The 21069-nt window shown below is 72.6% G+C and carries 19 protein-coding genes; 6 read left to right on the forward strand and 13 right to left on the reverse strand.

The window, feature by feature from the left end:
• Positions 1-132: 132 nt before the first annotated feature.
• The 4 genes from JX575_RS18440 to JX575_RS18455 all read right to left on the reverse strand — a co-directional run bounded on the left by JX575_RS18440 (position 133) and on the right by JX575_RS18455 (position 6151).
• Complete coding sequence (locus JX575_RS18440; protein WP_186339495.1) at positions 133-1683, reverse strand: hypothetical protein; 1551 nt, start codon at positions 1681-1683, stop codon at positions 133-135.
• Positions 1667-2365 carry an ABC transporter ATP-binding protein gene (locus JX575_RS18445; protein ID WP_241005251.1) on the reverse strand — a complete coding sequence of 233 codons (699 nt, stop codon included), beginning with the start codon at positions 2363-2365 and terminating at the stop codon, positions 1667-1669. Before JX575_RS18445 ends, JX575_RS18440 begins: the two co-directional genes overlap by 17 nt.
• A gap of 297 nt (positions 2366-2662) precedes the next feature.
• Positions 2663-4891, reverse strand: a complete 2229-nt coding sequence (locus JX575_RS18450) for a 3-hydroxyacyl-CoA dehydrogenase NAD-binding domain-containing protein (protein ID WP_186339497.1) — start codon at positions 4889-4891, stop codon at positions 2663-2665.
• A gap of 48 nt (positions 4892-4939) precedes the next feature.
• Positions 4940-6151: an acetyl-CoA C-acetyltransferase gene (locus JX575_RS18455; RefSeq protein WP_186339498.1), complete on the reverse strand. Its 1212-nt coding sequence runs from the start codon at positions 6149-6151 to the stop codon at positions 4940-4942.
• A gap of 105 nt (positions 6152-6256) precedes the next feature.
• On the opposite strand from JX575_RS18455, the gene JX575_RS18460 reads away from it, so the two are divergent.
• Genes JX575_RS18460 through JX575_RS18470 form a run of 3 tightly spaced genes read left to right on the forward strand, consistent with a single transcriptional unit; the run spans position 6257 to position 9135 of the window.
• Positions 6257-6868 (forward strand): helix-turn-helix domain-containing protein, encoded by a 612-nt coding sequence (locus tag JX575_RS18460; protein WP_241005252.1) that lies wholly within the window; start codon positions 6257-6259, stop codon positions 6866-6868.
• Positions 6865-8220 carry a cation:proton antiporter gene (locus tag JX575_RS18465; RefSeq protein WP_186339499.1) on the forward strand — a complete coding sequence of 452 codons (1356 nt, stop codon included), beginning with the start codon at positions 6865-6867 and terminating at the stop codon, positions 8218-8220. The genes JX575_RS18460 and JX575_RS18465 overlap by 4 nt, the downstream gene beginning before the upstream one ends.
• 12 nt (positions 8221-8232) lie before the next feature.
• Positions 8233-9135 (forward strand): NAD(P)H-binding protein, encoded by a 903-nt coding sequence (locus JX575_RS18470; protein ID WP_186339500.1) that lies wholly within the window; start codon positions 8233-8235, stop codon positions 9133-9135.
• Here JX575_RS18470 and JX575_RS18475 read toward each other — a convergent pair.
• From JX575_RS18475 to JX575_RS18490, 4 genes are all read right to left on the reverse strand, one after another.
• Positions 9118-9804 carry a CPBP family intramembrane glutamic endopeptidase gene (locus JX575_RS18475; protein ID WP_186339501.1) on the reverse strand — a complete coding sequence of 229 codons (687 nt, stop codon included), beginning with the start codon at positions 9802-9804 and terminating at the stop codon, positions 9118-9120. The two genes, JX575_RS18470 and JX575_RS18475, sit on opposite strands and share 18 nt — an antisense overlap.
• A gap of 48 nt (positions 9805-9852) precedes the next feature.
• The gene (locus JX575_RS18480; RefSeq protein ID WP_186339502.1) at positions 9853-10917 is read right to left on the reverse strand and encodes an LLM class flavin-dependent oxidoreductase; all 1065 of its coding nucleotides are present in this window, start codon (positions 10915-10917) and stop codon (positions 9853-9855) included.
• A 277-nt stretch (positions 10918-11194) separates the two neighbouring features.
• Complete coding sequence (locus JX575_RS18485) at positions 11195-12691, reverse strand: DEAD/DEAH box helicase (protein WP_186339503.1); 1497 nt, start codon at positions 12689-12691, stop codon at positions 11195-11197.
• A gap of 229 nt (positions 12692-12920) precedes the next feature.
• Positions 12921-13352, reverse strand: coding sequence for an ArsI/CadI family heavy metal resistance metalloenzyme (locus JX575_RS18490; protein WP_186339504.1), 432 nt, complete (start codon positions 13350-13352; stop codon positions 12921-12923).
• 77 nt (positions 13353-13429) lie between these two features.
• Between JX575_RS18490 and JX575_RS18495 the strand changes: the two genes are divergently transcribed.
• The 3 genes from JX575_RS18495 to JX575_RS18505 are packed head-to-tail and all read left to right on the forward strand — an operon-like array spanning position 13430 to position 15284.
• On the forward strand, positions 13430-13786 hold the full coding sequence (locus JX575_RS18495; RefSeq protein WP_186339505.1) for a metalloregulator ArsR/SmtB family transcription factor: 357 nt from the start codon (positions 13430-13432) through the stop codon (positions 13784-13786).
• Positions 13783-14892 carry an ACR3 family arsenite efflux transporter gene (gene arsB / locus JX575_RS18500; protein ID WP_186339506.1) on the forward strand — a complete coding sequence of 370 codons (1110 nt, stop codon included), beginning with the start codon at positions 13783-13785 and terminating at the stop codon, positions 14890-14892. The genes JX575_RS18495 and arsB overlap by 4 nt, the downstream gene beginning before the upstream one ends.
• The gene (locus JX575_RS18505) at positions 14889-15284 is read left to right on the forward strand and encodes an arsenate reductase ArsC (RefSeq protein ID WP_186339507.1); all 396 of its coding nucleotides are present in this window, start codon (positions 14889-14891) and stop codon (positions 15282-15284) included. Before arsB ends, JX575_RS18505 begins: the two co-directional genes overlap by 4 nt.
• Before the next feature lie 29 nt (positions 15285-15313).
• Here JX575_RS18505 and JX575_RS18510 read toward each other — a convergent pair whose 3' ends face one another.
• Genes JX575_RS18510 through JX575_RS18530 form a run of 5 tightly spaced genes read right to left on the reverse strand, consistent with a single transcriptional unit; the run spans position 15314 to position 21004 of the window.
• The gene (locus JX575_RS18510) at positions 15314-16348 is read right to left on the reverse strand and encodes a LacI family DNA-binding transcriptional regulator (protein ID WP_186339508.1); all 1035 of its coding nucleotides are present in this window, start codon (positions 16346-16348) and stop codon (positions 15314-15316) included.
• A gap of 10 nt (positions 16349-16358) precedes the next feature.
• Positions 16359-17843: a GH1 family beta-glucosidase gene (locus tag JX575_RS18515; RefSeq protein ID WP_186339509.1), complete on the reverse strand. Its 1485-nt coding sequence runs from the start codon at positions 17841-17843 to the stop codon at positions 16359-16361.
• A complete protein-coding gene (locus tag JX575_RS18520; RefSeq protein WP_186339510.1) occupies positions 17840-18658 on the reverse strand; it encodes a carbohydrate ABC transporter permease in 819 nt (272 codons plus the stop codon). Before JX575_RS18520 ends, JX575_RS18515 begins: the two co-directional genes overlap by 4 nt.
• On the reverse strand, positions 18655-19668 hold the full coding sequence (locus JX575_RS18525) for a sugar ABC transporter permease (RefSeq protein ID WP_241005253.1): 1014 nt from the start codon (positions 19666-19668) through the stop codon (positions 18655-18657). The genes JX575_RS18520 and JX575_RS18525 overlap by 4 nt, the downstream gene beginning before the upstream one ends.
• A gap of 37 nt (positions 19669-19705) precedes the next feature.
• On the reverse strand, positions 19706-21004 hold the full coding sequence (locus tag JX575_RS18530) for an extracellular solute-binding protein (RefSeq protein ID WP_241005254.1): 1299 nt from the start codon (positions 21002-21004) through the stop codon (positions 19706-19708).
• Between the last annotated feature and the right edge of the window lie 65 nt (positions 21005-21069).

Below are 21069 nucleotides of genomic sequence, written 5' to 3' on the forward strand. Positions count from 1 at the left end.
CAGCCGCGTTCGACCCCGACCTGTCGGCGTAGTCCGACACCTCGAGGGCGTTGCAACCGCCTCCAGGTGTCGGAGTCCCCGCTCGAGCGGGGACTCCGACAGGCCGGGCAGGCCCGACAGGCCCCCCGAGCCTCAGACCGCGGCCACCGTCAGCACCACGCGCGCGCGCTCGTCGGGGGCGAGCCACCGGCGACGGGCGCGGAGCAACCGGCGCGACGACCAGGCCAGGAACGGGAGTGCCACGGCGACCGGCAGCCAGGCGTACGGCAGCGCAGCGAGGCCGGTGAACAGCATCGCGGTCAGCGTCGTGACCAGCGAGAGCCGGCCGGCGTACCCCGCCATCGCGGCGTGCGGGGCGGGCGTCGCCCGGGGCGAGGACAGGTCGGCGGAGTAGGGCGAGCGGATCGACCAGGTCATCACGACCGCCAGCACCTGCACGAGCACGACCAGCCAGCACGACGCGACGGCGACGCCCGTCACGAGCGGCGGCAGGCCGTTGCGGAGCAGGGCCAGCACGACGGTCACGCCCGACACCAGCACCATGCACTCGGCGACGACGACCGCGCGTACGCCGAACACGTCGGCGGCGGGCACCGGCAGCGTCTCGCGCCAGACCATGCCCTTGCCGTCGAGGCACCAGGCGTTGACGCCGAAGAGCAGCGCCGCGCCGCTCGCGCTCAGCCCGGGCAGCAGCAGCACCGTCGACCACTCGAGGCCGGCGACCAGCGCGACCAGACCGGGACCCAGGCCCAGGACCAGCAGGCCGCGCCGCATGCCGACCGAGCGCCACACCGAGCCGCGGTCGAGGCGGCGCAGCAGTGCGCGGTCCGCGGAGCCCCAGCGTGGCGCCGGAGCGGGCCGCGCCTCGTGCACGCCCGACTGCGTCCGCAGCTCCTCGCGCGGCGGCAGACCCAGCGCCCACGCCGCCGGCCGCGCCCCCAGGACCACGGTCGCCACAGCGAGGACGAGGAGCAGGAGCACGACGGTCGGCCAGCGCCCGGTCCGGGCGGCGTCGGCGACCCACGTCGTCGGCAGCGCCCGCGCCAGCGGTGCGAGGTGCCCGGCGAGGTGCAGGCCGGCGAGCATCACGACGACCGCGCCACCGACCACCCGGACGACGACCACGCCGCGCGCGGTGCGACGTACGCCCTCGACCGCCCAGCCGACGGCCTGGCCGACTGCGGTCGCGAGGACGGCCCAGGCCAGCACGACGAGCTGGGCGCCGAGGAGGCGGCCGGGCGGCGCGACCAGCGCGGTGACCGCGAGGAGGCTCCAGACCTGCACCAGCCAGGCCAGGTTGAGCGGGGCGAGCAGCAGCGCGCCGAGGTGCTCGGTCACCGGACCTATCGGGTGGACCGCGGCCTCGCCGCGCGACAGCAGCTCGCGTCCGCCGCCGCTGCCCAACGCGGCGCCGACCGCCAGCACGAGGAAGCCGGCGAAGGCGGCACCGAGGTTGGACTCGAGGGCGGCCAGTGCCCGCTCGAGCGCGGGCGACCCCACCGCGTCGAGGTCGATCCGCGCGGGGCCGACGGCGAAGGCGAGGCTGAGCGTCAGCACGACGCCCAGGCCGAGCAGGGCGGGGCCGCGACGGCGTACGGTCCGGGTCCGGAACGCCAGGAGGTGGCCGGTGTCGCGCGCCGCGTCGAGCCAGCCGCGCGGACCCGTGTCAGTCGAGGAGCGCACGATAGGCCTCGCCGGTGAGGTCGGCGGCCTGCATCGCGGCGACCCGGTTGCCGCCGCGCAGCACGACCGCGTCGCCGCAGGCCTCGAGGGCCAGGTCGCGCAGGTGGGTGGAGAGGAGGACGCAGGCGCCGCGGGCGCGCGCGTCGGCGACGACCTCGAGGGTCGCCTCGACACCGAGGGGATCGACGCCGTCGAAGGGCTCGTCGAGCAGCAGGACGGAGGGCTCGTGGAGCGCGGCGAGGACCACGCTGAGCCGGCGGCTCATGCCGTGGCTGAAGCCGCCGACCACGCGGTGGGCGACGTCGCCCAGCTCGAAGCGTTCGAGCAGGTCGCGGCCGCGCTCCTCCCACGCCTCCAGCCGGCGCAGGCGGGCGCTGAGCTGGAGGTGCTCGAACGGCGTGGCGCGCGGCACCAGTCCACCGACGTCGGGGCAGTAGCCGACCGCGCGCTTGACGCCGAGGACGTCGGTCGCGGCGTCGTGGCCCGCGACGGTGACCTGACCGGAGGTCGGCGGCACGACCCCGGCGAGCACCTTCATGGTGGTCGACTTGCCGGCGCCGTTGCGGCCCAGGAGCGCGGTGGCGCGGCCGCTGCCCGCGGACAGGTCGACGCCGGAGACCGCCTCGACGTCTCCGAAGCGGACGTGCAGGTCTCGGACGACGACGGCTGGGGTCTGGCTCACCGCACGATTCTGGCCGAGTGGGCGCGTCCTCACCCCCAGAACGCGTCGAGTCGGCGCATCCTCGCGCCCACCGGGGTCGAGTCGGCGCATCCTGACCGCCGCTGTGTCAGGACGCGCCGACTCGACCCCGTATGGGCGTCAGGACGCGCCGACTCGACCCTGTCTGGGCGTCAGGACGCGCCGACTCGACCCTGTCTGGGCGTCAGGACGCGCCGACTCGACCCTGTCTGGGCGTCAGGACGCGCCGACTCGACCCTGTCTGGGCGTCAGGACGCGCCCACTCGACCCAGCCCGGGGTCAGGCGGGGAAGGAGCCGCCCTGCGCCGCGAGGTCGCGGAGGTAGGCGGTCGGGCGGAAGCGCTCGCCGTAGGTGTCGGCGAGCTCGTCGGCACGGTCGCAGAAGGCCGGGAGCCCGACGGGGCCGACGCCGTGGCCGGTGTCGTCCAGCGCCTGCCAGCCGGTCATGAACTGGGCCGCTCCGCCGGTCAGGGCGGGGAAGCCGATGCCCATGATCGAGCCGATGTTGGCCGCGGCGGCCGAGGTGATCACGCCCTCCTCGAAGCACTTCGCGGTCTCGAGCGCCTCGATGAACAGCATCCGGTCGCGCACGTCGCGGATCGAGGGCTGCTCCTCGGCGACCGGGAACGTCTCGGCGAGTCCGGGCCACAGGCCCGTGCGCTTGCCGGCCTCGTCGTAGTCGTAGAACCCGGCGCCCTTGAGCCGCGACGGGCGACCGAGCGCGAGCATCGTGTCGACGACCGCGGACGAGGGGTCGGCGGAGACGTCCTTGCCCTCGGCCCGCCACGCCGCCTCGTTGGCGACGCGGATCTTCTTCATCAGCTCGAGGTTGAGCTCGTCGCTGATCTGCAGCGGACCGACCGGGAAGCCGGCCGACGTCGCCGCCCGCTCCAGCGAGACCGGGTTGACGCCCTCGGCCAGCATGGTGAGGCCCTCGTTGATCTGGGTGCCGATCACGCGCGAGGTGTAGAAGCCGCGCGAGTCGTTGACCACGATCGGCGTCTTGCGGATCTGCTGCACGACGTCGTACGCCTTGGCGAGCGCGACGTCGGAGGTCTCCGCGCCGCGGATGATCTCGACGAGCGGCATCTTGTCGACCGGGCTGAAGAAGTGCAGGCCGATGAAGTCGGCCGGGCGGTCGACGCCCTTGGCCAGCTCGGTGATCGGCAGCGTCGAGGTGTTGGAGCACAGCAGCGCGTCGGGCTCGACGAAGGACGCCACCTCGGCGAACACCGTGGCCTTGAGCGACGGGTCCTCGAAGACCGCCTCGATCACCAGGTCGCAGCCGGCCAGGTCGGCGGCGTCGGCGGTGGGCGTGATGCGGCCGAGCAGCTCGTCGGCCTTCTCCTGGGTGATCTTGCCGCGCTCCACGCCCTTGGCGTTGAGGCCGGCGGTGTAGGCCTTGCCCTTCTCGGCCGCCTCGAGGGAGACGTCCTTGAGCACGACCTGCATGCCGGCGCGGGCGCAGGAGTAGGCAATGCCGGCGCCCATCATCCCGGCGCCGAGCACGGCGACCTTGGTGGCCTGCCACTTCTCGACGCCCTGCGGGCGCAGCGAGCCGGAGTTGATCGCCTGCAGGTCGAAGAAGAACGCCTGCATCATGTTCTTGGCCTGCTGGCTGACCACCAGGCTGGTGAAGTAGCGGCTCTCGATGCGCGAGGCGGTGTCGACGTCGACCTGCGCCCCCTCGACCGCGGCGCTCATGATCGCGCGCTGGGCGGGGTAGACCGCGCCCTTGGTCTGCTTGCGCAGCAGCGCCGGGAACGCCGGCAGGAACTGCGCGAGCGCCGGGGTGCGCGGGGTGCCGCCGGGCATCTTGTAGCCCGCCCGGTCCCACGGGTTCTTCGCTGCGTCCTCGTCGTCGCGGTGCTCCAGGATCCAGGCCCGGGCGGCCGGGACGAGCTCCTCGCGGGTCGCGACGAGCTCGTCGACGAGCCCCTTGGCGAGCGCCCCCTGAGGATTGAACTGGGTGCCCGGCATGAGGACGTCCATCAGCGCGGTCTGCAGGCCGAGCATGCGTACGACGCGGGTGACCCCGCCGCCGCCGGGCAGCAGGCCGAGCGACGCCTCGGGCAGCCCGATCTTGACCGACCGGTCGTCGACGGCGATGCGGCGGTTGGCCGCGAGCGCGATCTCGAGGCCGCCGCCGAGCGCGGCGCCGTTGATGGCCGCGACGACGGGGCGCGGGAACGTCTCCAGACGGCGCAGGCTGGCCTTGATCGCCTCGGCCATCGAGAAGATCTCCGCCGCGTCGTCGGGCGTCGCCTTCATCATGCTCTTGAGGTTGCCGCCGGCGAAGAAGGTCTTCTTCGCGCTGGTCAGCACGACGCCGACGACGTCGTCCTGCTCGTCGTAGAGCCGCTGGACCGCGGCCTCCATCGACGACAGGTAGAGCTCGTTCATCGTGTTGGCGCTGGCGGTGGGGTCGTCGAGCGTCAGGGTGACGATGCCGTCGGCGTCGCGGTCGTAGCGGACGGCGGTCTGGGTCTCGGTGCTGGCGGTGCTCATGCGGAGGTCCTGTCTGGCGGAGCGAGGAGGGGCAGGAGGAGGCGCGGCTCAGACGAGCTCGACGATGGTGGCGATGCCCATCCCGCCACCGACGCACAGCGTGGCGAGGCCGCGCTTCTGGTCGCGGCGGGCGAGCTCGTCGACGAGGGTGCCGAGGATCATCGCGCCGGTGGCGCCGAGGGGGTGGCCCATCGCGATCGCGCCGCCGTTGACGTTGGTGACGTCGTGGCTGATGCCCATGTCGCGCATGAAGCGCATCGCGACGGCGGCGAACGCCTCGTTGATCTCCCAGAGGTCGATGTCGTCGACCTCGAGGCCGGCCCGGGCCAGCGCCTTGCGCGCAGCGGGCGCGGGACCGGTGAGCATGATCGTGGGGTCGGCGCCCGAGACGGCGGTCGAGATGATCCGCGCCCGCGGGGTCAGGCCGAGCGACGTCCCGACCTCCTCGGTGCCGATCGCGACGATGGCGGCGCCGTCGACGATGCCGGAGGAGTTGCCGGCGTGGTGCACGTGGTCGATCGCGGGGACCCAGTGGTACTTCTCGAGCGCGACGTCGTCGAAGCCGGCGTCGCGGCCGATCTGCGCGAACGACGGGCGGAGCCCGGCGAGCCCCTCGACCGACGTGTCGGGGCGCACGGTCTCGTCGCGGTCGAGCACGGTCACGCCGGCGAGGTCCCTGACCGGGACCACGGAGCGGTCGAAGTAGCCGTTGGCCCAGGCCTTGGCGGCCCGGTGGTGCGACTCGGCGGCGTAGGCGTCGACGTCCTCACGACCCCAGCCCTCGATGGTCGCGATCAGGTCGGCGCCGATGCCCTGCGGCACGAAGCCGGTCTGCAGCGCGGTCGCCGGGTCCATCGCCCAGGCGCCGCCGTCGCTGCCCATCGGCACGCGGCTCATCGACTCGACGCCACCGGCCAGGACGAGGTCCTCGAAGCCGGAGCGCACCCGCTGCGCGGCCTGGTTGACGGCCTCCAGCCCGGAGGCGCAGAAGCGGTTGAGCTGCACGCCGGCGACGGTCTCGGGGTAGCCGGCCTTGAGCGCGGCGGTCTTGGCGATGTCGCCGCCCTGGTCGCCGATGGGGGTCACGACACCGAGCACGACGTCGTCGACGCGGCTCGGGTCGAGCGTGGGGTTGCGGGTCTTGAGCTCGTCGAGGAGTCCGACGACCAGGTCGACCGGCTTCACCTCGTGGAGCGTGCCGACGGCCTTGCCGCGGCCGCGAGGTGTGCGGATGTGGTCGTAGACGAATGCTTCTGCCATGCGGCCGATTGTGACACCATTACTGTCACAGTCCAACAGGTGTGGCGCGCGTCACCCACCCCACGGGGTCTCCGGCGACACCGCCGCAGACGAGAGGATGGTCCGGTGGACACCGAGCTGCACGCCGACCAGCCGACGCGGCGCGACGACGAGCTGCTCACCCTCGACCAGCTCACCGAGCGCACCGGCGTCAGCGCGCGCAACGTGCGCTTCTACGCCTCCCGCGGCCTCGTGCCGCCGCCCGTGCGCCGCGGCCGCTCGGGCTACTACGGCCCCGACCACGTCGCCCGGCTCGAGCTCGTGCGCGAGCTGCAGGGCCACGGCTTCACGCTGTCGGCGATCGAGCGCTACGTCGAACAGATCCCGGCCACCGCCACGCCGTCCGACATCGCGCGCCACCTCTCGCTCCTCGCGCCGGTCACCGGCGACCGCGACGTCGACGTCCCCGGCGGCCTGTCGGGGATGGGCATCTCCCCCGAGGCCGCCGCGGCCGTCGCGGAGGTCTACGCCGCCCACGGGCGCCAGGTCGCCGAGGAGCTCTCCGAGATCGTGCGCACCAAGGTCTGGCCCCAGTTCCGCGAGGCCGGCTACACCGCCGAGCAGCTGCGCGAGTTCATCCACCGGCTCAAGCCGCTCACCATCGCGGGACTGGTGACGGCCTACGAGCAGGCGATCGACGAGAGCCAGGCGGCGTACGACGGCAGGCGGCCGCGATGACGGGCGGGGCGGTCTACCTCCTGCTCGGCCTGTCCCTGCTCCTCGCGATCGTCCTGCCCCAGCTGGTCCACCGGGTCCCCGTGTCGCCGCCCATGGTGCTCGTCGCCCTCGGCATGGCCATCGGCCTGCTGCCGATCGACGACTCGGTGAGCCTCGACCCGCAGGACCACCACACCCTGATCACCCACGTCACCGAGTTCACGGTGCTGGTCTCGCTGATGGGCGTCGGCCTGGCGATCGACCGCCGCTTCGATCCCCGGTCGTGGCGCTCGTGGCTGTCCTGGTCGCCGGTGTGGCGGCTGCTGCTGGTCGCCATGCCGCTGACCATCCTCGGCGTCGCGCTGATCGGCTGGTGGGTCGCCGGGCTGGTGCCGGCCGTCGCCCTGCTCCTCGGCGCCGCGCTCGCGCCCACCGACCCGGTGCTCGCCTCCGACGTGCAGGTCGGCGAGCCGCTGACCGAGGACGTCGACGACGGCGAGGGTCCCGGCCCGACGCGCCGCGACGACGAGGACGACGACATCCGGTTCTCGCTGACCGCGGAGGCCGGGCTCAACGACGGCCTCGCCTTCCCCTTCGTGCACCTCGCCCTGCTGCTGCTCGCCGGCGGGTTCGGCCTCGCGGACGCGGGCGCCTGGCTCGGCTGGTACGTCCTCGGCAAGATCGCCATCGGCGTCGTGGTGGGCCTCGCGATCGGATGGCTGCTGGGCCGGCAGGCCTTCCGCTCCCGCAGCGACTCGCTCCGGCTCGCCGACCACGGGGAGCCGATGCTGGCGCTCGCCGCGCTGCTCGCGGCGTACGGCGCCACGGAGGTGGTCGGCGGCTACGGCTTCCTCGGCGTCTTCGTGTGCGCGATGAGCCTGCGCGCCACCCACCGCGGCCACTCCTACCAGCGCGCGATGCACGGGGTCGTCGAGCGCCTGGAGCGGCTGATGACCCTGCTCGTGCTGCTGGTGCTGGGCATGGCGATGACCCGTGGGCTCCTCGAGCACCTCGACTGGCGCGGCGTGGCCGTGGGCCTGGGACTCGTCCTCGTCGTACGCCCCCTCGCCGGCTGGATCGCCGTGGGCGTGCTGCCCCGCAGCGAGCACCTCGACGGGGGCCTCAACCGCGGCGAGATGGCGGCCGTGTCGTTCTTCGGGGTCCGGGGCGTGGGGTCGCTGTTCTACCTCGGCTACGCCGTCAGCCACGAGCACGTGCCGGGTGAGGCGTGGCTGTGGTCGACGGTCGCCTTCACGGTGATCGCGTCGGTGCTGCTGCACGGCGTCACCGCGACCCCGGCGATGGCGCGGCTCGACGCCCGCCGCGCGGCCCGCGCCTCGGCTCGATCGACCGGCGGGTCAGGACCCGCCTGACAGCATGGCCGCATGGCCACCGTCCTCGTCACCGGCGCCACCGGCTTCATCGGCCGCCGCCTGGTCCCCGCCCTGATCGACGCCGGCCACGACGTCCGGGCGATGACCCGGCGCCCGGAGTCGTACGACGGCCCGGGCGAGCCGGTCGGCGCCGACGTCGGCGACCGCGCGTCGCTCGACGAGGCGCTGCGCGGCGTGGACGTGGCGATCTACCTCGTCCACTCCCTCGACGACCCCGACTTCGAGCGCAAGGACGCCGACGCGGCGCGCAGCTTCAGCGCCGCCGCGGCGGCGGCCGGGGTGCGGCAGATCGTCTACATGGGCGGTCTCGGGCACGACAGCGACGAGCTGTCCGCCCACCTGCGCTCGCGCCGCGAGGTCGAGGAGCTGCTGGGTCGCGACGGCGTGCCGGTGACCGTGCTGCGCGCGGCGATCGTCGTGGGCCACGGCGGCATCTCGTGGGAGATGACCCGCCAGCTCGTCAAGAACCTGCCCGCCATGGTGGTGCCCAAGTGGGTCGCGACGCGCACCCAGCCGATCGCCATCGACGACGTCGTGCGCTACCTCGCCGGGGTCGTCGACCATCCCGACGCCCTCGGCCGGGTCTTCGAGATCGGCGGCACCGAGCAGCTCACCTACCTCGACATGATGAGGGTGGCCGCCGAGGCGGCCGGCGGACGCCGCATCCCCATCGTGGTGGTGCCCGTGCTGACGCCGCGGCTGTCGTCGTACTGGCTGGCGCTGGTCACCGACGTCGACGCCACGACCGGGCGCAACCTCATCGACTCGATGTCGACCGAGGTGGTCGTGCGCGACACCTCGATCCGCGACGTCGTGCCCGGGGAGCCGCTGTCCTACCGCGAGTCGGTGCGCCGGGCGCTGGCCGAGCGGGCGGCCTCAGAAGAGCAGCGGTAGCAGGAACAGCATCGAGAGCGACCAGGTGATGTGGGTCAGGATCGGCGCCAGCACGCCGCCGCTGGCCCGTCGTTCCAGGCCGCAGACCGTGCCGAGCAGGATGGCGGCGAAGGCCAGCATCACGTTGCCGGTGGCCAGCGTCGCCACGACGTAGGCGAGCGTGGTCCACAGGACCGGGTGACGCGGGATCGCGGCGTACATCGCGCCCCGGAAGAACAGCTCCTCGGCGATGCCGTTGACGAACGTGATGGCGGCCAGCAGCGTCAGCGAGCCCTGGTCGGCGTACTCCAGGACCGAGCTGACGTAGGTCGCCAGCGGGTCGATCTCGCGCACCACCAGCGCGCCGAGGACGAAGACCCCGACCATCAGCAGCCCGAGCATGATCGGCGCCAGGATCGGCCGGATGAACACCTCGCCGTCGCCGGCGATCCGGCCGAGGTGGAGCCGGCCGGACAGGAACGCGCCGGCCGCCCAGACGCCGGCCAGCACGACCGCGGCGACGTAGAAGGTGCTGCCGCCCGGCTCGAGGCGCAGCGACCACCCCAGGACGATCGCCCCGACGAGGACGACGACCGCCGCGACGACCTGCCGCCGGCGGAAGGCGGCGGCGGTGTCACGTTGGTCGCGCGGGACGACGTCCCACAGCGACCGCTGGATCCAGGAGCGCATGTCGGCCAGCCTAGGAGGGCGCTGCCAGCGCGGCCGGGCGCACTCGGGCTAGGACGACGCGAGGAGCTCGCGCACCCGCGGCACGACCTCCTCGCCGTAGAGGCGCACCGACTCCATGCGGTGCTCGTGCGCGAGCCCGCCGACGGAGTACTTCAGCTGGAAGCGGGAGAGCCCCAGCGTCCGCGCCGCCCAGGCGATCTTCTGCGCGACCGTCTCCGGCGAGCCGACGAACAGCGCGCCCTGCGGCGCGGCGGCCTGCTCGAACTGGATGCGGGAGTAGGGCGGCCAGCCGCGCTCGCGGCCCAGCCGGGTGTAGAGCTCGGCCTGGTGGGGGTAGAGCTGCTCGCGCGCCTCGTCGTCGGTGGCGGCGACGTGGCCCGGGGAGTGCATGCCGATCGGCAGCTCGGGCAGGTCCATGCGCCCGAGCGCCTCGCGGTAGAGCTCGGCGAGCTGGACGAACGACGCGGGCGAGCCGCCGATCACCGCCAGCATCAGCGGCATGCCGTACTGCGCGGCGCGCACCACCGACTGCGGTGTGCCGCCGACGCCGATCCACGCCGGCACGCGGCCGGCCGCCGTGGTCGGGTAGACGCGCTGGGCGGAGAGCGGCGGCCGGACGGTGCCCTCCCAGGTCACCGGGCCCTCGTCCTGCAGCGCGGCGAAGAGGTCGAGCTTCTCGGCGAAGAGCCGGTCGTAGTCGGAGAGCTCGAGACCGAAGAGGCCGAAGGACTCGATGAACGAGCCGCGCCCGAGCTGCACCTCGGCCCGCCCGCCCGACACGGCGTCCAGGGTGGCGAAGCGCTGGTAGACGCGGATCGGGTCGTCGGAGGACAGCACGGTCACGCCGGTGCCGAGGCGGATCCGCTCGGTCTGCCCGGCGATCGCGGCGAGCACGACGTCGGGGGCGGAGATCGCGAAGTCGGGGCGGTGGTGCTCGCCGAGGCCGAGGTAGTCGACGCCGACCCTGTCGGCGAGCACCGCCTCGGCGACGACCTGGCGGAGCGTCTCCGGGTGGTTGCCCGGGGCGCCCTCGAGCGGGGCGTCGCCGAACGTGTCGAGGCCCAGCGTGGGGTGCTCGCGCGTACCGAGCACGGAGAAGTCGAAGTCGGCCATGGGTCCGCCCTCCTTGGTTGGTTGAAGCGTGAACCATCGGGGCCGGCCGGGCATTCCGGACAGCACACTGGCCCGTGAGTCCCTGAGGGACTCACGGGCCAGTGGCGGTGGATCGAGGCCGTCGGTGGACGGTGAGTCTCAGGGAGACTCAGGGCCCAGGGCGGCGTTGGTTCATCAAGGTATGCAGGCCGACCTGCACCTCCCACGGCGAATTCAGCGAGGGAAGCGCAGGTTCAGCGACATACCGTGATGAACCGTCGGGGGGCCGAGCGCCAGGTCAGCGACCGCGGCTGAACGACGACGCGCTGTGCGCGCGACCGCCCTGCGAGGTGCCGGCCGAGGCGCCGCCGCCCGAGCCGCCGCTGCGGCCCCGGCGCTGACCGCCGGAGGACTGGCCGCCCTTGGCCGACTGCCCGCCGGACGCGGCGGAGGAGCGGCGCTGGCCGCCCTGGCCGCGGGGCTGTCCGCCCTGGCCACCCTGACCGCTGCCGCCCTGGCCGCTGCTCCTGCCGCGACCACGCGACCTGTTGCGGCCACCGCCACCGCCGCCGGCGCGAGCGCCCTGGGCGCCGGCACCGGTCGGGGTCTCGACCACGAGACCGCCGGGGACGAGGGTCCGCTCACCGGGGGCGAGCTGGACCAGCATCGGGTGGCTGGGGCCGTTGACCTTGGTGGTGGTCGGCTTGATGCCGGCCAGACGGGTCAGGTCGCGCACGTCGCGCACCTGCTCGTCGGTCATCAAGGTGATGACGGTGCCCTCGTTGCCCGCGCGCGCCGTACGGCCCGAGCGGTGGAGGTAGGCCTTGTGCTCGACCGGCGGGTCGGCGTGGACCACGAGGGCGACGTCGTCGACGTGGATGCCGCGCGCGGCGATGTCGGTCGCGACCAGCGTGGTGGCGTGGCCGGCGTGGAAGGCCTCCATGTTGCGGGTGCGGGCGTTCTGCGACAGGTTGCCGTGCAGCTCGACGCTGGGCACGCCCGACTTGTTGAGCTGGCGGGCCAGCGCCTTGGCGCCGTACTTGGTGCGGGTGAAGACCACCGTGCGGCCCGGGGCCGACGTGAGGTCGACCAGCACCGGCACCCGCTGCTCGCGCGAGAGGTGCAGCACGTGGTGGTGCATCGTGGAGACCGGCGACTGCGCCGAGTCGGCCTCGTGGGTGACGGGGTTGGTCAGGAAGCGCTTGACCAGCACGTCGATCGCCTTGTCGAGCGTGGCCGAGAAGAGCAGGCGCTGACCCGACTGCGGGGTCTTGTCCATGATGCGGCGCACGCCCGGCAGGAAGCCGAGGTCGGCCATGTGGTCGGCCTCGTCGAGGATCGTCATCTCGACGGCGGAGAGGTCGGCGTAGCCCTGGCCCATCAGGTCCTCGAGGCGCCCGGGGCAGGCGATGACGACGTCGACGCCCTTCTTCAGCGCGGTGACCTGGGGGTTCTGGCCGACGCCGCCGTAGACCACGACGGTCGACAGGCCGGCGGCCTTGGCGAGCGGGACGAGGGCGGCGTGGATCTGGCCGACGAGCTCGCGCGTCGGCGCCAGGATCAGCGCGCGCGGCTTGCGCGGCATGGCCGGCATCTTCGACGCGTCGAGGCGGGCCACGAGCGGGAGCAGGAACGCGTACGTCTTGCCGGAGCCGGTGCGGCCGCGGCCGAGGACGTCGCGACCGGCGAGGCTGTCAGGCAGCGTCGCGGCCTGGATCGGGGTGGGAGTGGTGATGCCCTGCTGCTCGAGGATCTGCGCGAGCGAGGACGGAACGCCGAGGGCGGCGAAGTTCATGTGACTGCTTTCGGTTGGCGTCTCGCCACCGTGAGCCGCGATGTGCGTGGAACGGACGTACGCGGCGTACGTGCCTCAGAAGTGAGGAAAGGTCCGCAAGGACCTGCGCCCGGGGCAAGACCGGCCGGGCGTCTGAGAGACCCACGCTACCGGTGCGGATGGTGTTCGTGTGAATTTCCCGCGCGGTGACGCTCGCCTCGTCCGTCCCGGCCGGCTGTCGCGCGACGCGTCAGGCGCAGCAGACGGCGCCCCCGTCGACGGCCTCCTCGACCCGCTCCTCCACAGCGGGGACCGGTGCGTCGTCGGTGATCGTGTAGACCTCCCAGCGCTCCCCGTCGGGCGTGTTCTGCACCCAGAACTTGTCCTGCTTGGCGTAGCAGCAGGTGGTGTCGCGCTCCTCGGTCGTCGCGAAGCCGGCCGCCGCGAGGCGGGTCAGCTCGGAGTCCACGGCGTCGACGTCCTCGACCTCGACGCCGAGGTGGTTGATGCTCCCGCCCTGCCCGGCGTTCTCCACCAGGACGAGCTTGAGCGGCGGGTGGGCCACCGCGAAGTTGGCGTAGCCCGGGCGGACCTTGTGCGGCTCGGTGCCGAAGAGCGTGGAGTAGAAGGCGATCGACGCCTCGAGGTCGTCGACGTTGAGCGCGAGCTGCAGGCGGGACATGGGGTGCTCCTTGAGATATTGATGGATGTCGATGGGTGGAGATTGCCGTAGACATCGACATCTGTCAATATTGACTCGTGTCGAAGTCCGAGCTGACCCTGAGCCCCGTCGAGACCGTCGCCTGCTGCTCGCCGCTGGTGCGCGAGCCGCTGTCGGCCCACCGGGCCGAGGGGGTGGCGCCGCTGCTCAAGGCGCTCGCCGACCCGGTGCGCCTGCGGCTGGTCTCGATCGTCGCCGCGAGCGAGGGCGGCGAGGCCTGCGTGTGCGACCTCAACGACGCCTTCGACCTCTCCCAGCCGACGATCAGCCACCACCTCAAGGTGCTGCACGACGCCGGCCTGCTCGAGCGCAGCAAGCGCGGCGTGTGGGTCTACTACGCCGTGCGTCGCGAGGTGCTCGCCGACCTCGCGGCCCTCATCGGCGGGGACGCGTGAGCACGCCCGACCGCGCGGGCGGCGGGCTCTCGACCCTCGACCGCCTCCTGCCCCTGTGGATCGGCCTCGCCATGGCCGCCGGGCTCCTCCTCGGCCGCTCGGTGCCCGGCCTGGACGACGCGCTGTCGGCCGTCGAGGTCGACGGGATCTCGCTGCCGATCGCGATCGGCCTGCTGGTGATGATGTATCCCGTCCTGGCGAAGGTGCGCTACGACCGCCTCGACACGGTCACCTCCGACCGGCGCCTGCTCGTCGCCTCCCTTGTCCTCAACTGGGTGCTCGGGCCGGCGCTGATGTTCGCGCTGGCGTGGCTGCTGCTCCCCGACCTCCCGGACTACCGCACCGGACTGATCATCGTCGGCCTGGCCCGCTGCATCGCGATGGTCGTCATCTGGAACGACCTCGCGTGCGGTGACCGCGAGGCCGCCGCGGTGCTGGTGGCCCTCAACTCGGTCTTCCAGGTGGTCGCCTTCGCCGGCCTCGGCTGGTTCTACCTCGAGGCGCTGCCCGTCTGGCTGGGACTGGAGGGGGCCGCCCTCGACGTGTCCACGTGGCAGGTCGCGAAGTCGGTGCTGGTCTTCCTCGGCGTGCCGCTGCTGCTCGGCTGGCTCTCGCGCACCTACGGCGAGCGCCTCCGCGGCCGGGAGTGGTACGAGGCGGCGTTCCTCCCGCGGGTCGGTCCCTGGGCACTGGTCGGGCTGCTCTTCACGATCGTCCTCCTCTTCGCCCTCCAAGGTGAGCAGGTCACCAGCCGGCCCCTCGACGTGGCGCGCATCGCGCTGCCGCTCCTCGCCTACTTCGCCCTGATGTGGGGCGGCGGCTTCCTGCTCGGCCGCGTGCTCGAGATGTCGTACGAGCGCACCACGACGCTGGCGTTCACCGCGGCCGGCAACAACTTCGAGCTGGCCATCGCGGTGGCCGTGGCGACGTTCGGCGTCACGTCCGGCCAGGCGCTGGCCGGTGTCGTGGGCCCGCTCATCGAGGTGCCCGTGCTCGTCGGCCTCGTCCACGTCAGCCTGGCCCTGCGTGGCCGCTTCGCCGACTGGGCGCCGGGCCCGGCACCCGATCCCGCACCCGACCCGATCGTGCCAAGGAGCCGACGATGACCACTCCCAGCGTGCTGTTCGTCTGCGTGCACAACGCCGGCCGCTCGCAGATGGCCGCCGGCTGGCTGCGTCACCTCGCCGGCGACCGGGTCGAGGTGCTCTCGGCCGGGTCGGCGCCGGCGTCGTCGATCAACCCGGTCGCCGTAGCGGCGATGGCCGAGGTCGGCATCGACATCGCGCGCCACCAGCCGCGGGTCCTCGACGAGGCCGACGTGCGCGCCTCCGACGTCGTCGTCACGATGGGGTGCGGCGACGCCTGTCCGTTCTTCCCCGGCACTCGCTACGAGGACTGGCGCCTCGACGACCCCGCCGGGCAGGGGATCGAGGCTGTGCGGCCGATCCGCGACGAGATCCGCCGCCGGGTCGACCAGCTGCTGGCCTCGTTGGCCTGACCGCAAGGGACCGCGGTACGCCGCGCGGCTCAGGCGCTGGCGCGGCGGACCAGTGTCGGGGGGATGATCAGCCGCATCGGACGGCCGGAGGCGGGGTCGTCGACGCACTCGAGCAGCAGGCGCGTCGCGCGCTCGGCCATCTCGTCGACCGGCTGCCGCACGGTGGTCAGCGCCGGCGTGGTGCGCTCGGCGACGCCGAGGTCGTCGAAGCCGACGACGGCGATGTCGTCGGGCACCCGGCGCCCGAGCTCGGCGAGCACCTTCAACGCACCCGCGGCCATCAGGTCCGAGGCGACGACGAGACCGTCGAGGTCGGGGTGGCGCTGCATCAGCAGACGGGTGGCCGCCTCGCCGCTCGCCTCGGTGAAGTCGCCGTGCTCGATCGCGTCGGCGGCCAGCCCGGCCGCCGCCATGGCCTGGCGCCACCCGACGACACGGTCCTCCGCGGCCGTCATGTCGGAGGGCCCGGCGATGGTGCCGATGCGCGTGCAGCCGCGGGCCACGAGCAGCTCGGTGGCCTCGCACTCCCCCGCCACGTTGTCGACGTCGACGTAGGCGACGCGGTCGCCGCCGGTCCAGGGCCGGCCGCCGAAGACGCAGGGCAGGCCGATGTCGGCGAGGTGCTCGGCGAGCCGGTCGTCGCGGTGGTGGGAGACGACGAGCGCGCCGTCGACGTGCCGGTTGGTGAGGTAGCGCAGGGTGCGCGTGCTCGAGGCGCCCGGCCGGGCGAGCAGCAGCACGAGCTGGATGTCGCGCTCGCCGAGCACGCGGGTCACCCCGCGCAGGGTGCCGGCGAAGAACGGGTCGGAGAAGACCCGGTCGTCGGGCTCGGGCACGACCACCGCGATCGAGTCGGTGCGCCGGGTGACCAGGCTGCGCGCCGCCGGGTTGGGGACGTAGCCGAGTGTGCGGACCGCCGTCTCGACCGCCGACTGGGCACGCGCGCTGACGCGCTGGCCGCCGTTGATCGCGCGGGAGGCCGTGGCGCGCGAGACGCCGGCGACCCGGGCCACCTCGTCGAGGGTGGGCTGGCCGGCGCTGGCGGCACTCCGCGACGACGACACGCGCGCCACGCTAGTGCGCCCCGCCCACCGGTGGCGGCAGGCTCCCGGAGCGGGCCAGCTCGCCGTACCAGTGGGCGCTGGACTTCGGCGTCCTCCGCTGGGTGGCGTAGTCGACGTGGACCAGGCCGAAGCGCTTCGCGTAGCCGAAGGCCCACTCGAAGTTGTCGCAGAACGACCAGTGGAAGAACCCGCGCACGTCGACGCCCTCCTCGATGGCGCGGTGCACCGCGCGCAGGTAGGAGTCGAGGAACGCGATCCGGTCGGGGTCGTGGACCCGGCCCTGGGAGTCGGGGGCGTCGGCGAACGCCGCGCCGGTCTCGGTGAGGTAGATCGGCAGGCGGGGGTAGTCGTCGTGCAGGCGCCGCAGCAGGCGGTGCAGGCCGTCGGGCTGAATCTCCCACCCCATGTCGGTGAGCGGCAGCCCGCGGCTGGGGAACGTGACGTGCTCGGAGCCGGGGAACGGCGAGAGCGCCACCCGCTCGGGGTGGTCGGCACCGAGGCCGACGACGTCCGTGCGCGGGTGACCCGACACCTCGTTGCCGTGGTAGTAGTTGACGCCCAGCACGTCGATCGGGGACGAGATCACGTCGAGGTCGCCGTCGCGCACCACGTCGAGCCACGGCCGGCCCTGCCAGGTCAGCGCGGCCGTGTCGTCGAGCACGTCGGCGGGGTAGGCGCCGCGGAAGACCGGGTCGAGGAAGAACCGGTTGTGCAGGCCGTCGATGCGCCGCACGGCGTCGACGTCGACCGGGTCGCTCGGGTCGCTCGGGTCGGGGACGGTGAAGTTGAGGCTGAGCCCGAGCCGGTCGACGCCCCGGCTGCGCAGCTCCTGCGTCGCGAGCCCGTGCGCGAGCAGCAGGTGGTGGGCCGCGATCAGGCCCGCGGCCCCCTCCTGGCGTCCGGGGGCGTGGTGGCCCGCGGTGTAGCCGAGGAAGGAGGAGCACCACGGCTCGTTGAGGGTGGTCCAGGTCGGCACCCGGTCGCCCAGGGCGTCGTGCACGGCGATGGCGTGATCGACGAACCGGTGGGCGGTGTCGCGGTTGGTCCACCCGCCGGCGTCCTCGAGCACCTGCGGCAGGTCCCAGTGGTAGAGCGTCAGCCACGGCGCGATCCCGTGCGACAGCAGCTCGTCGACGAGCCGGTCGTAGAAGGCGAGCCCCGCTGCGTTGACCGGACCGGCGTCGGGTCGCACCCGCGGCCACGCGACGGAGAAGCGGTAGGACGTCGCACCGAGGTCGGCCAGCAGGGCCACGTCGTCGGGCATCCGGTGGTAGTGCTCGCAGGCCACGTCGCCGGTGTCGTCGTTGAGCACCGCACCGGGGATGTGGGAGAACGTGTCCCAGATCGACGGCGTACGTCCGTCCTCGGCGACGGCGCCCTCGATCTGGTAGGACGCGGTCGCCATGCCCCAGACGAAGTCGGTCGGGAAGCGTGCGGCCTCGGTGTCGATGGCGGTGGCGGCGGGTGTGGCGGCGGGCGTGGTGTGGATGGTCATCCCTTGACGGCTCCTTGCATGATCCCGGTCACGAGCTGGCGACCGGCGACGACGAACAGGACGAGGAGCGGGACGGTGGCCAGGGTGGTCCCGGCGAGGACCATGCTGAAGTCCTTGAAGTACCCGCTCTGCAGCTGGTTGAGCGCCACCTGGATGGTGGGGTTGTCCGACGGCAGGGCGATCAGCGGCCAGAAGAAGTCGGTCCACACCTGCATGAAGGTGAACAGCCACAGGATCGCCGCGGCGGGTCGCGCCGCCGGGACGGCGACCGTGAGGAAGGTGCGGATCTGCGAGCACCCGTCCATCCGCGCGGCCTCGATCAGCTCGTCGGGCACCGCGTCGACGAGGTACTGGCGCATGAAGAACACCCCGAAGGCGGTCACCAGCCAGGGGATGACGACCGACCAGATGCTGCCCGCCCACCCCAGCTTGGACATCAGGATGAACAGCGGGACGACGCCGAGCTGGGTGGGCACGGCCATCGTCGCGACGACCATGACCATCAGCGGCCCGTTGCCCCGGAAGCGGAGCTTGGCGAAGGCGTAGCCGGCGAGGGTGCAGAAGAAGACCACCGAGCACGCGGTGACGGTCGAGACGAGCAGGCTGTTGCCCAGCGCCTTCCAGAAGGGGATGGAGTCGAGCGCGCGCTGCGCGTTGTCGATGAAGTGGCCGCCCGGGAGCAGCGGCGGGATGCCCTGGGCGGCCACCTCCTTGGTCTGCGAGCCCAGCAGGAACGACCAGTAGAGCGGTGCGGCCGAGCCGAGCGCGAACGCGGCCAGCAGCCCGTAGACGAGGAACCCCGGGCGCCGGCTCATCGGGATCCTCCCCGGGTGCCGAAGCGGCGGATGGCCAGGAAGTTGCCGATGGCGAAGACGCAGATCACGAGGAACAGCAGCCAGGCCGTGGCCGAGGCGCGGCCGAGGTCGCGCAGCTGCCAGCCGAAGTCGTAGATCAGCATCGTGATGGTGCCGAACTGCCGGTCGCTGCCTCCGTTGCGGGCCGCGGTGTCGTCGAAGAGGCGGGGCTCGGCGAAGATCTGGAGACCTCCGATGGTGGAGGTGATGATGACGAAGACCATCGTGGGCCGGATCATCGGCACGGTGATGGACAGGAACTGGCGCACCCGGCCGGCTCCGTCGATCGCGGCCGACTCGTAGAGGTCGCGGGGCACGGCCTGCATCGCGGCCAGGAAGATCAGCGCGTTGTAGCCGGTCCAGCGCCAGTTGACCATCGTCGCGATCGCGACGTGGCTGGCGAGCCGGTCGGTGTGCCACGCGATCGGGTCGATGCCGACCATGCCGAGGAGCTCGTTGACCAGGCCGTAGCGGTCGCCGTAGAGGCTGCCGAAGATGATCGCCACGGCCACGGGCGAGACGACGAACGGCAGCAGGATGCTCATCCGCCACGTCGTGCGCGCCCGCAGCTGGTTGTCGAGCAGGGCGGCCACCACGAGCGCGAGCAGGATCTGCGGCACCGAGGAGATCAGGAAGATGCTGATCGTGTTGACCAGCTGCTTGGTGAAGTAGGGGTTGTCGATGACCTCGCGGTAGTTGCCGAGGCCGACGAAGTCGCCCTGGCCGCCGAGCAGGCTCCAGTCGTGCACCGACACCCACGCGGTGTAGGCCAGCGGGAACATGCCGACCACGAGGAAGACGATGAAGAACGGGGCGATGTAGAGGTAGGGCGAGAGCGCCACGTCGAGCCGGCTCAGCCGGTGGCTCCACGGCCGCGGGCGCCGCCCGGGGTCGCGGCCGGCCGGGAGCCGGGCCCGGGACGACGGCACCTGCTCGGTGCCGTCGCCCCGGGTGGGGAGATGAGTGGTCACGTCTCGCCGATCGGGTGGTGGGGTGCCCGGGGCCGGGTCAGCCCAGGGCCTCGACGTCGGTCAGGAACTGCTCCCACGACGTGTCGGGGTCCTGCGAGCCGTCGTCGACGCGCAGGATGGCGGCCTGGAACGCGGAGAGGATGTCGGAGTACTTCGGGCCCTTGAACGGCTGCACCGTGATCGCCGCCGCGCGCTCGGCCGTGATGGTGCCGATGGGCGCGTCGTTGAAGAACTCGTTGACCGCCTCCTTGACCTCCGGGGCGTCCTGCGCCTCGACCTGGCTGGGGAACGCACCCACGGCCTCGAACGCCTTGGCCTGCTGCTCGGGGGCGGTCAGCCAGGCGGCGACCTCCTTGGCCTCCTCGATGTTGTCGCCCTGCGCCGGGACGGTGAGGAACGAGCCGCCCCAGTTGCCGCCACCGCCGGGGAAGACGTTGGCGATGTCCCATCCCTCGACGCCCTCGGAGTTGCCCTCGATGATGCCCATCATCCAGCCGGGGCAGGCGATCGTGGCGAAGCCGTCGTCCTGGAACTGCGCGGTCCAGTCGTCGCTCCACTGCGGGATCTTGGACGACAGCCCGCTCTCGATGTTGTCGGTGACGGCGGTCCACACCGCCTGGAGCTCGGGGTTGTCCACGTCGATGGTGGCCTCGTCGGTCTCGAACGGGTACTCGACCTGGTTGAGCATCGCCTGCGCGAGCGCGCCGGAGGAGTCGTACCACGCGGTGCCGGGCATCGCCTTGACGAACTTCTCGCCGGTCGCGAAGTAGTCGTCCCACGTCCCCATCAGCTTGGCCACCTCCTCGCGGTCGGTGGGCAGGCCGGCCTTCTTGAACAGGTCGGCGCGGTAGCAGATGCTCTCCGGCCCGACGTCGGTGCCGTAGCCGATCATCTGGCCGTCGGCGTTGGTGCCGGCCTCGGCCTTCCAGTCGAGCCAGCGGCCCTCGAGCTCGGGGTCGGTGAGGTCGACGAAGGCGCCGCTCTCGGCCATGATCGCGGGCATCGCGTCGCCCTCGATCGCCTCGATGTCGGAGAGGCCGGAGCCCGCCGCCAGCTTGGTGTAGAGGTTGGCCTTGGCGTCGTCCCAGGTGCCGACCTTGACCTGCTTGATCTTGATGTCGTCGTTGTCGGCGTTCCACTCCTCGATGAGGTCCTCGTAGCCGAACTCGTTGAACGTCGCGACGGTGATCGTGGTCGCGCCATCGGCGCTCGATCCGTCGGAGTCGTCGTCGTTGCTGCACGCGGCCGCGGTCGTCGCGAGGGTGAGCGCCATCAGTGCGCTCGAGGCGAGTCGCACCCGCCGGGTCCGCTGGGTCCTGCTTGCTGTCTGCACCACTGCACTCCTGCCGTCCTGCGGGGTGCCGGGCTGGTCGCCCGGCCGGGAGGTGGACGTGAGCGGTG

The organism is Nocardioides sp. zg-1228, assembly GCF_017086465.1.
Taxonomy (GTDB): Bacteria; Actinomycetota; Actinomycetes; order Propionibacteriales; family Nocardioidaceae; genus Nocardioides.

Excerpts from the sequence above, each read along its gene's own strand:
- JX575_RS18475 (WP_186339501.1), bottom strand. The coding sequence starts at position 9,804 with ATGCGCTCCTGGATCCAGCGGTCGCTGTGGGACGTCGTCCCGCGCGAC.
- JX575_RS18450 (WP_186339497.1), bottom strand. The coding sequence starts at position 4,891 with ATGAGCACCGCCAGCACCGAGACCCAGACCGCCGTCCGCTACGACCGC.
- JX575_RS18455 (WP_186339498.1), bottom strand. The coding sequence starts at position 6,151 with ATGGCAGAAGCATTCGTCTACGACCACATCCGCACACCTCGCGGCCGC.
- JX575_RS18470 (WP_186339500.1), top strand. The coding sequence starts at position 8,233 with ATGGCCACCGTCCTCGTCACCGGCGCCACCGGCTTCATCGGCCGCCGC.
- JX575_RS18465 (WP_186339499.1), top strand. The coding sequence starts at position 6,865 with ATGACGGGCGGGGCGGTCTACCTCCTGCTCGGCCTGTCCCTGCTCCTC.
- JX575_RS18490 (WP_186339504.1), bottom strand. The coding sequence starts at position 13,352 with ATGTCCCGCCTGCAGCTCGCGCTCAACGTCGACGACCTCGAGGCGTCG.
- JX575_RS18515 (WP_186339509.1), bottom strand. The coding sequence starts at position 17,843 with ATGACCATCCACACCACGCCCGCCGCCACACCCGCCGCCACCGCCATC.
- JX575_RS18485 (WP_186339503.1), bottom strand. The coding sequence starts at position 12,691 with ATGAACTTCGCCGCCCTCGGCGTTCCGTCCTCGCTCGCGCAGATCCTC.
- JX575_RS18480 (WP_186339502.1), bottom strand. The coding sequence starts at position 10,917 with ATGGCCGACTTCGACTTCTCCGTGCTCGGTACGCGCGAGCACCCCACG.
- JX575_RS18520 (WP_186339510.1), bottom strand. The coding sequence starts at position 18,658 with ATGAGCCGGCGCCCGGGGTTCCTCGTCTACGGGCTGCTGGCCGCGTTC.
- JX575_RS18505 (WP_186339507.1), top strand. The coding sequence starts at position 14,889 with ATGACCACTCCCAGCGTGCTGTTCGTCTGCGTGCACAACGCCGGCCGC.